The organism is Pseudoalteromonas prydzensis (genome assembly GCF_011050055.1).
Taxonomy (GTDB): domain Bacteria; phylum Pseudomonadota; class Gammaproteobacteria; order Enterobacterales; family Alteromonadaceae; genus Pseudoalteromonas; species Pseudoalteromonas prydzensis_A.
In genome coordinates, this window is sequence record NZ_DRGM01000197.1 from 1 (window position 1) to 9,194 (window position 9,194).

Genomic DNA, 9,194 nt, shown 5'->3' on the forward strand with positions numbered 1-9,194 from the left:
TAAAAGCGCACAACCACAAAAAGCACTCGATCTGTATTTGTAGATACGCGGATCCACACCAGCATGGGAGCGCCAGAGCATTGCAAAATATATTTACTCTGACGTTTAGTTTAACCTTTGCTTATTTTATTACTGGTTTTTTCAGTAATTCATTACTGGCAATCGATGGTTATGCAGTGGCTTCGTGGCCACCGTCAGGCATTGCCCTTGCGGGGTTTTTATTGTGCGGGCGACGCGCCTTAGTTGGGGTTTTGCTCGGTGCTTTACTCACCAATATGATTCATCTCGATCGTGTTGCTGATATTCTGCATTGGCAGGTTTTTTTACAAGCTTTAGCCGTCTCTTTAGCAGCCGTTTTGCAGGCCTGGGTAGGCTGCTATTTCATCGTTAAAATAATTAAAGCGCCGCTAGATTTATCCTCTTTAAAACACAGTGTGCAAAGCTTGATCATTGCAGGTCCTGCTTGCTGTGTGATTGCGGCAGCAATAGGCACCAGCTTATTGGTGTTCAATAATATAATACCGGTACATACCGCCTTTGATAACTTTGTCGCGTGGTGGATTGGTGACAGTATTGGGGTGTTAATTTTTACACCGTTAATATTGGCGGCTTTTAATTACGCACAGATGCGTCATCGCTTACAAGTAATTTTACCGGCAATCCTAATTTATGTCGTTATAAGTATTAGCTTTTATGCTGCCGCCAGTGTGAAAAAAGACAAAGATATTCAAAAGCAGGAAGCGAAAGTTGCGCAAGTGCAGTCGGAAATAAATCATAAATTAAATGAAATTACAGGGCATTTAGCATTACTCTCAACTTTTTTCGCCAGTAGTGCTGGAGTAAGTAATGATGAATTTAAGCGTTTCACTTCAAAACAGCTGGATTATAGTAATGAAATTCTTGCTTTTGAATGGGTGCCTTACGTACCAGCAGCACAGAGCACTGATTATCAGAATAGGGTTCGCCAACAACAAGCTGGCTTGAGTCAGTTTTATATTAAAGAGCAATCCTCTGCTGGGCTCTGGCAGCCCGTTAGTGAGCGAGATGCTTATTATCCAGTGCAATATACCTATCCAATTATAGGTAATGAAGAGATTATTGGTTTTGATTTGGCATCGAATAGCCAGCGTCGTAGAGCATTACTGTTGTCAAAAGCATTGAATGAATTCGTGGTTAGTGAACCTATTGATTTATTACAGAATAAAGCGCGCGAACAGGGTGTGTTGTTTATCAGCCCAGTATTTAATGATTTGGATACACAGGTTGACTTTAGAGGTTTTGTGGTTGCGGTGGTGAGCCTAGCGCGCTTAGCAAATACTTTACAATTTAATCATCACAGCCAAATAAGTGCAGATTTTTATGATGTCACCGATGTGCAAAACACACTCTTAATTTATCGCACTGCTCGTACTGATATAGAGCTGTTGAGTGAATACCAATTAGAGATTGGCGAACGAATTTGGCAAATACAGCTACTTGAGCCAAAAACACAAACGTCATGGATAATGTACTGGTTTGCCCAAATATTAGGGATGTTATTTGTGTGGTTACTGATCACTTTCTTAATTTCAGTAACAGGCACGAATATTCAGGTTAGGGAGCAAGTTGCTCAACAAACACGCGTTTTGCGACAAGAAAAACAAAAAGCGGATGAAGCAAGTCAAATCAAAAGCCAGTTTTTAGCCAATATGAGTCACGAAGTACGGACTCCGATCAATGGCATCAAAGGGCTGCATTATTTAGCGTTACAGCAGCAAGATTGGCAACAAGCTCGTCATTATATTGAACAAGCTGATGGCGCACTGAGTGTGCTGCTGCGAGTATTAAATGATGTGCTGGATTTTTCAAAGATGGAAGCGGGTAAACTGGATTTAATGCAAGAGCCAATTGCATTAAATAAGTTAATTGATGAGTTAATTAATTTGGTGCAATTTGAAGCTGATATCAAGTCGCTGAAATTACTATTAGAAATCGATAGCACAACTGAACTACAGCTAGATTGTGATCCAATACGGTTAAAACAAGTGCTGCTTAATTTATTAAATAATGCGATTAAGTTTACCGCCGCTGGGGCTATTACGTTAAAAGTATGGCAACAGCGTGACAGTATATATTTTAGTGTCAGTGACACTGGTATTGGTATTAGCCAAGCAGCCCAACAGCAGCTATTCCAACCGTTTGCTCAAGCTGATAGCTCTACCTCGCGACAGTTCGGTGGCACTGGATTGGGATTAAGTATTTGCAAGAAGCTGGTTGAATTAATGGGTGGAACAATTAGCCTAGTCAGTAACGAAGGGCAGGGTTCAACTTTTACTTTCACCTTACCGCGTACTTCACCGCTTGCGAAAGCAGAGCAATTAGGGCCACAGTTTAATGATATTGATACAAACAATATATCGCTCGCTGCATTTAAGATCTTATTAGTTGAAGATAATCTGCTCAATCAACATGTTGCCACCGCTATATTAAAAACCAAAGGCTGTATTGCTGATGTTGCTGTTGATGGTTTTGAGGCGATAGAGAAAGTCTCTGAAACCCGTTATGATTTAGTTATCATGGATATTCAAATGCCGAATATGGATGGCTTGCAAGCGACTAAAGTGATCCGTGATGAGTTATTTATGCATGAGTTGCCTATTATTGCTTTGTCTGCAAACGCTCATGATGATGACGTTAAAAAAGCCCTCGCAGCTGGTATGGATGGCTATTTAACAAAACCAATTGATGCAGAGAAGCTATTTAAAACCGTGTGGCATTATCTACACAAAAGTACTCATTAATATTATTAGTACTTATATCGAGCGGGGCTGACAAATGACCTCAATAATACCAACAAAATCATCTAAACTTGAATTACCGATTGAAGTGCGTATCATCCGCGCAAATTAACTGAACTGAGTGCTAATTATGATCAACAAAAAACTCCCTTTGCTAGATATTCATCGCCATTTAGATGGTAATGTCCGCGCACAAACAATTCTTGATTTAGGCCGTCAGTTTAATATTCAACTGCCCGCTGACAATGTTGCAGCGCTAATTCCACATGTACAAGTTATTGATCCTGAACCTAACCTAATGGCTTTTTTGCAAAAGCTTGATTGGGGCGTTGCAGTGCTGGGTGACTATGATGCATGTCGACGTATTGCCATTGAAAATATCGAAGATGCCCAAGCGCAAGGCTTAGATTATGTTGAGCTGCGTTTTAGTCCTTATTACATGGCGCAAAGCCAAGGTTTACACCCACAAGGCGTGGTTGAAGCGGTTGTTGATGGGATTAAAAGTGCGACTCAAAACAGCACAGTTAAAGCTAATCTGATTGGTATTATGTCACGCACCTACGGCACTAAGATTTGCCAGCAAGAACTAGATGCCTTACTGGCGTTTAAAAATGATTTAGTAGCGATTGATTTAGCCGGTGATGAAATAGGTTTTCCAGGTGAGCTATTTGTTGATCACTTTAAACAAGTGGGTGATGCTTACTTAGCGGCGACCATACATGCTGGTGAAGCGCTAGGATCGGCAAGTATTTGGCAGGCGATTAACGAACTGGGGGCGGGGCGTATTGGCCATGGTGTCAAAGCTATTGAAGATGCTAAGCTAATAGACTACCTACGTGATCACCGCATAGGGATTGAGTCATGTTTAACCAGTAATGTGCAAACCAGTACCGTCGCTAGTTTAACAGTACACCCACTGAAACAATTTTTAGACCATGGTATTTTGGCCTGCATTAATACTGATGATCCAGCTGTCCAAGGCATCGAAATTGAGCATGAATACGCGATTGCAGCACCGGCGGCAGGGTTAACTCAAGCGGATATGGAAAAAGCTCAAGCCAATGCTCTCGATATTGCATATTTGAGTGATGCTGAAAAACAGCAACTAAAGCAAGCTGCCGCTTCACGATAGTTGCGATGTACAAGCCATTAAATTATGCAATGCACCTAATGTTCACGTTGGCAGCTTAGGTAGTTATCATACATGGCTTTAAGAATATCACTACGGCCTATCATACCTATGACCGTAGTGCCTTCTACAACGGGGTAGTTTTTCGGCTTACCGGTTTTCATTTGCTCTGCAAGTTCCATGATGTTGGTGTCTGCATTGACGGTGACAACCTCGGTTTGCATCAGTTGTGAAACCTTAACCACGCCATCACAAAAATAACTAGTTTGCATTAATGGTTTTAGTAGTTCTTGCTCAGAAATAAAGCCCACTAAACATTTATTATCGTCAAACACCGGCGCGCCCAGTAGTTTAAACTTTTGTAGTTCTGCAATTGCGGTGGTCATCTCGGTTTCGGGGGTAATATGCGGTAACTTGCGCTGCATAAAATCTTTTACTTTGGTGTTTAACATTTGGCTCTCTCCCAATTAATGAGTTATACAAAGTATGGTTAAGGATTGGCCGTTTGTGAAATTGTTTATGTTGATTATGCTGATAGGTAACAACAATCACAGCTAAATTTAATTATCAGCTAGACCATCAGAGTGAGTTTGGTATTTGGCTTTCACTAACTCCATATAATGCGTTAAGCTTTTTTGTGGATTAGTATCGAATGTCTTGGTGAGCGGAACAATACTTTGAATACGATCTAAGCGAAACTCTCGGTAGTCACAGCGTAATTGACAATAAGCGATAAGAGTCCACTTTGCGCCCCAATATACCAGCCCTAAAGGGTCGGCAATACGCTGGCTTGGTCGTTGGTTTACATCCAGATAATGAAATTCAATGCAGGTTTTATTGGTGATGGCTTTACGCAGTATCAAAGTGGTCGTTTGGTGGCTTTTATCGTGATGAAATGCAGAGACTAAATACGGTAGCTCTGCAACGTGTTGTTTTAGCTTGTTAGGCAACACAGCATTAATTTTAGTAATTGCAGCTTGGGCATTCGCTGCTAACTGTGGATCAGTCCAAGCGCTGACCATTTTACTACCTAATAGCAGTGCTTGTAGCTCTTCTAGCGTAAACATCATTGGCGGTAGGTCATAATCGGCAATTAGATAGCCTGTGCCTGCCTCACCTTCAACGGGTACGCCCGAACTCTGTAAATGCTGAATATCGCGATAAATTGTTCGCTGAGATACATTCAAGCGAGCTGCAAGATCTCGGGCTGTAATCGCAAAGCGGCGACTTTTTAGTATATTTACTAGTTGAAATAGCCGCTCTGATTTATGCACTGGTTTGCGTTCCTTAAAATAAAGCTATTAGCTTTGCTGACAAGCTGTTTGGCTCAGTACTTCAAAGCGATCCAACTTTATCGATTCTTTTGCAATTAGAGAAGTGTACTGCTGGCAAATAGCACTATCAAAAAATACATCACGAAGTTTTTGGGCATCAGCAACCGTAGCAAAATAAATGATACTACTATATTGCTGGGTATCGGCTTGCTTAGCAAGGGAGCGGTAAAGTACGCCTGATTGGTTATCAATATAATGCTGAAAATCATTATTAGCGATGTGGAACTGCGCTAAGTTTGTATCAGTCTTTAGTTTGAAATTTACAACTTCGATTAAATTTGTGGTCATCATAGTTCTCCTTGTTTAAGAAGAGCTAAGTAAATCATAGCGGGCTGTCAGGGAATGTCAGTAACCAGCTTACGGATAAAAATTAAGCTGGTTACTCTGGTTATACTATTTGATAAATGCAAATGCATCGGCGTACATGTTTTCGCGAATTGCACCGTGGTTTAAAAAGTCATCACGAACAATGCCAATCATATCAAAGCGACCTGCCATATAAATATCGTATGGAGCAAGTGAGACGATATCGCTCATTACGGCTTTATGTACGTAGCCAGTGTGACCGGTCCAGCTGTCAGTTGGGTTTTCAACCACAGGAATAAACTCAAAGTTTTTGCGGCTGTCAGCCCATGCCTGCATTTCGCTATGTGCATATAAAGCCGATTCTTCGCGTACGCCCCAATAAAATAATACTGGGCGGTCACAACCAATTTCACTTAAATGGTCGGCCATTGATTTTGCGTATGAAAAACCAGTGCCACCGGCGAGTAAAATTATTGGTCGTTCGCATTGTAAGCGTAATTGTGAAATACCTAGGCCAGCTTCAATCAACACCTGAGTTTTCTCAGCATGTGCTGTGCGAAGGTGTTCAAGGGTTTGCATTGCATATGAATCAACGGCAGATGCGCCAATGTGCAGCTCTAGCTCATCACACTGTGAAGGGCGGCTGGCAATTGAAAACGCACGCTTGTCTTTTTCACCCAGTACGACTTGTAGGTATTGGCCAGCTTCAAAAGTAACGCTTTGTGCTGGTTTTAAAATGACTTTGTGAACAAATTCGGTTAATGGGCTGATAGCGACAACTTCAGCGTGTAATGTTTGCATGTTTTACCTTAAATTAGCAGAGACGCACTTTATTTGAGCAATAGTAGCATAACCGCGCAGTGAGTTTACAGCCTCTAACAGGCCAGTTAGAGAATATCTAAGCTTTGCCAAATTTCATCGACGCGATCTTTAGTTGCTTGATCCATCACGATAGGCTCGCCCCATTCTCGGCTGGTTTCGCCAGGCCACTTATTGGTGGCATCCATTCCCATTTTCGAACCAAGACCTGAAACAGGTGAGGCAAAATCAAGGTAATCAATTGGCGTGTTTTCAATTAAAGTGGTGTCGCGAGCGGGATCCATACGGGTGGTGATAGCCCAAATTACATCATTCCAGTCGCGCGCGTTGACGTCATCATCGCAAACAATCACAAACTTAGTGTACATAAATTGGCGTAAAAACGACCATACTCCCATCATCACCCGTTTGGCATGACCAGGATATTGTTTTTTCATAGTCACTACGGCCATGCGGTAAGAGCAACCTTCAGGCGGTAAGTAAAAATCGACAATTTCAGGGAACTGCTTTTGTAAAATTGGCACGAACACTTCGTTCAACGCGACACCTAAAATAGCCGGTTCATCAGGCGGGCGACCAGTGAAGGTACTGTGATAGATAGGATCTTTACGGTGTGTCATGTGAGTGACTGTCATTACTGGGAAGTCATCTACTTCGTTATAATATCCGGTATGATCACCGTATGGGCCTTCAGCTGCCACTTCGCCTGGCATGATATAGCCTTCTAACACTATTTCGGCACTTGCCGGTACTTGTAAGTCGTTTGATATTGATTTAACCACTTCAGTTTTGCTACCGCGCAGTAAGCCAGCAAAGGCGTATTCACTTAAAGTATCTGGCACTGGCGTGACCGCGCCTAAAATAGTCGCTGGATCGGCGCCTAATGCCACTGATACCGGATAAGGCTGACCTGGGTTTTCTTTACACCACTCTTGAAAATCAAGTGCGCCACCGCGGTGTGATAACCAGCGCATAATGATTTTATTTTTACCAAGCAACTGTTGGCGATAAATCCCAAGATTTTGGCGCTTTTTATAGGGACCTTTGGTGACGGTTAACCCCCAGGTTATTAACGGCGCTACATCACCTGGCCAGCAGTGTTGGATTGGCAGCTTAGTTAAATCAACATCATCGCCTGCAATAATAACTTGCTGACACGGTGCTTTTTTAACTTCTTTGGCCGGCATATTTAACACTTGCTTAAAAACGGGGATCTGACCAAATGCTTCTTTTAAGCCTTTTGGTGGTTCAGGCTCTTTTAAAAATGCCAGTAACTTACCGACTTCTCGCAGTTCGCTAACGTGTTCTTTACCCATTCCCATGGCAACGCGCTCTGGTGTACCAAATAAATTAGCCAGCACTGGAATATCATAGCCTTTAGGGTTTTCAAACAATAAAGCAGGGCCCTTAGCACGCAGTGTGCGATCGGCAATTTCGGTCATTTCTAGATAAGGATCAACTTCTTGGTGAATACGTTTCAGTTCACCTTTTTTTTCTAATAAATCGATAAAATCGCGTAGATCTTTGTATTTCATAGTGGGCCGCTTTAAAGCTTAAAAGACTGTCAGCATTATACTTAAATAAAAACGGTAAGCGAATTAATGAGGTGTCTTTAGGGAGTATTTAAGCGATCATTTTTGTCACATTATCAGGTGAGTAAGCTATAGTTTAAGACTAATGTTTGAAATGAGTTTTTGATTAATGGGTGGGCTTATCGTAAAAACATTTATCAAGGCTGTAATTGTTTGCTGTGTAATTACCTTTGTAGATCAAGTCAGTGCTAAACAATCATTAGATTCTGCGATCAATATACCACTTTTTAATGAGCATAGTGCCGTGATGTTAGTGGTGGAACCGCAAACGGGTGAAATTAAATTTGCTAATAAGGCTGCGGCTGCATTTTATGGTTACAGTATTGCGCAATTACAAACAATGCGCATCCAGCAAATTAATATATTTACCGAGCAACAAGTTGCACAGGAGCGTCAAGCGGCTCTGAGTAAAGGGCAAAACTATTTTGTTTTTCAGCACCGCTTAGCAAGTGGTGAAACACGTACCGTTAGCGTTTATTCAGCCCCATTTACAATTGAGAATAAAGATTTCTTATTTTCTGTAATACATGATATTTCATCGCAACGTAACCTTGAAAAAGCACTTTGGCATTACCAAGAGAATCTTGAAGAGTTGGTTGCCAGCCAAACTAATGAAATAGAACAAAAGCGCACCGATCAATTGCTGTTAGCGCTGATATCTATTTCTGTACTGGTGATACTGTTGGCGACGTTAACCTTGTTAGCTTTGCGATTGCGCAGGGCTAAAAAGTCGGCGCAAAAAGACAGTGCGACGCTAAAAGCGATTTTCAATAGTATTGATGATTTGCTGGTTTACACTGATGCCGAACATATAGTTATTACCGCTAATACTACGGCTGTGCAAAAGTTAACGGCCGGCGAGCCACTGGAAGATAAAAATATTTACTCATTTACTGAGTGTCCGAAAGGAGTTGCTGGGGTTGATAGTGAGTGTCAATTTCACGGAGCCAAAGAGGTATTTTGGGGAGAGGCACGAGTAACCGCCGTTATCGACGAAAAAAATAGCAAAATTGGTGAAATACACTTAATTCGTGATATCAGTTTAAAATTAAAAGCACGCCAGCAGCAACGACTTGCGAGTACGGTATTTTCGGCAACTAATGAAGGTATTTTGGTTTCTAATCGTGATAATGAAATTCAAACTGTAAATGCAGCCTTTACGCAGATCACCGGTTATCAAGAACAAGATGTGCTTGGTCAAACACCTGCAATATTAAATTCGGGTCGTCATAAACCA

The 9,194-nt window shown here is 41.6% G+C and carries 8 protein-coding genes; 3 read left to right on the forward strand and 5 right to left on the reverse strand.

Annotation, left to right across the window (positions count from 1 at the left end; genetic code table 11):
• Positions 1 to 80: 80 nt before the first annotated feature.
• Positions 81 to 2,780 (forward strand): CHASE domain-containing protein, encoded by a 2,700-nt coding sequence (locus tag ENH88_RS20270; RefSeq protein ID WP_304185102.1) that lies wholly within the window; start codon positions 81 to 83, stop codon positions 2,778 to 2,780.
• 127 nt (positions 2,781 to 2,907) lie between these two features.
• Entirely contained in the window at positions 2,908 to 3,909 is a 1,002-nt protein-coding gene (gene add / locus ENH88_RS20275; protein ID WP_304185103.1) for an adenosine deaminase, read from the forward strand.
• 35 nt (positions 3,910 to 3,944) lie between these two features.
• Here add and ENH88_RS20280 read toward each other — a convergent pair whose 3' ends face one another.
• The 5 genes from ENH88_RS20280 to ubiD all read right to left on the reverse strand — a co-directional run bounded on the left by ENH88_RS20280 (position 3,945) and on the right by ubiD (position 7,900).
• Positions 3,945 to 4,358 (reverse strand): CBS domain-containing protein, encoded by a 414-nt coding sequence (locus ENH88_RS20280; RefSeq protein WP_304185104.1) that lies wholly within the window; start codon positions 4,356 to 4,358, stop codon positions 3,945 to 3,947.
• Between the two features lie 108 nt (positions 4,359 to 4,466).
• Complete coding sequence (locus tag ENH88_RS20285; RefSeq protein ID WP_304185106.1) at positions 4,467 to 5,180, reverse strand: helix-turn-helix transcriptional regulator; 714 nt, start codon at positions 5,178 to 5,180, stop codon at positions 4,467 to 4,469.
• Between the two features lie 27 nt (positions 5,181 to 5,207).
• Positions 5,208 to 5,531, reverse strand: a complete 324-nt coding sequence (locus ENH88_RS20290; protein ID WP_304185107.1) for a hypothetical protein — start codon at positions 5,529 to 5,531, stop codon at positions 5,208 to 5,210.
• A gap of 102 nt (positions 5,532 to 5,633) precedes the next feature.
• Positions 5,634 to 6,347 (reverse strand): NAD(P)H-flavin reductase, encoded by a 714-nt coding sequence (gene fre / locus ENH88_RS20295; protein WP_304185108.1) that lies wholly within the window; start codon positions 6,345 to 6,347, stop codon positions 5,634 to 5,636.
• Positions 6,348 to 6,433: 86 nt separating this feature from the next.
• Complete coding sequence (ubiD, locus tag ENH88_RS20300; RefSeq protein ID WP_304185109.1) at positions 6,434 to 7,900, reverse strand: 4-hydroxy-3-polyprenylbenzoate decarboxylase; 1,467 nt, start codon at positions 7,898 to 7,900, stop codon at positions 6,434 to 6,436.
• A 166-nt stretch (positions 7,901 to 8,066) separates the two neighbouring features.
• On the opposite strand from ubiD, the gene ENH88_RS20305 reads away from it, so the two are divergent.
• Positions 8,067 to 9,194: PAS domain S-box protein (locus ENH88_RS20305; RefSeq protein WP_304185111.1), on the forward strand; the 1,128-nt coding region annotated here is incomplete at its 3' end.

What these genes read in the sequence shown, in the direction of transcription:
- add (WP_304185103.1), top strand. Translation starts at nt 2,908, where the DNA reads ATGATCAACAAAAAACTCCCTTTGCTAGATATTCATCGCCATTTAGAT.
- ENH88_RS20280 (WP_304185104.1), bottom strand. Translation starts at nt 4,358, where the DNA reads ATGTTAAACACCAAAGTAAAAGATTTTATGCAGCGCAAGTTACCGCAT.
- ENH88_RS20290 (WP_304185107.1), bottom strand. Translation starts at nt 5,531, where the DNA reads ATGATGACCACAAATTTAATCGAAGTTGTAAATTTCAAACTAAAGACT.
- fre (WP_304185108.1), bottom strand. Translation starts at nt 6,347, where the DNA reads ATGCAAACATTACACGCTGAAGTTGTCGCTATCAGCCCATTAACCGAA.
- ubiD (WP_304185109.1), bottom strand. Translation starts at nt 7,900, where the DNA reads ATGAAATACAAAGATCTACGCGATTTTATCGATTTATTAGAAAAAAAA.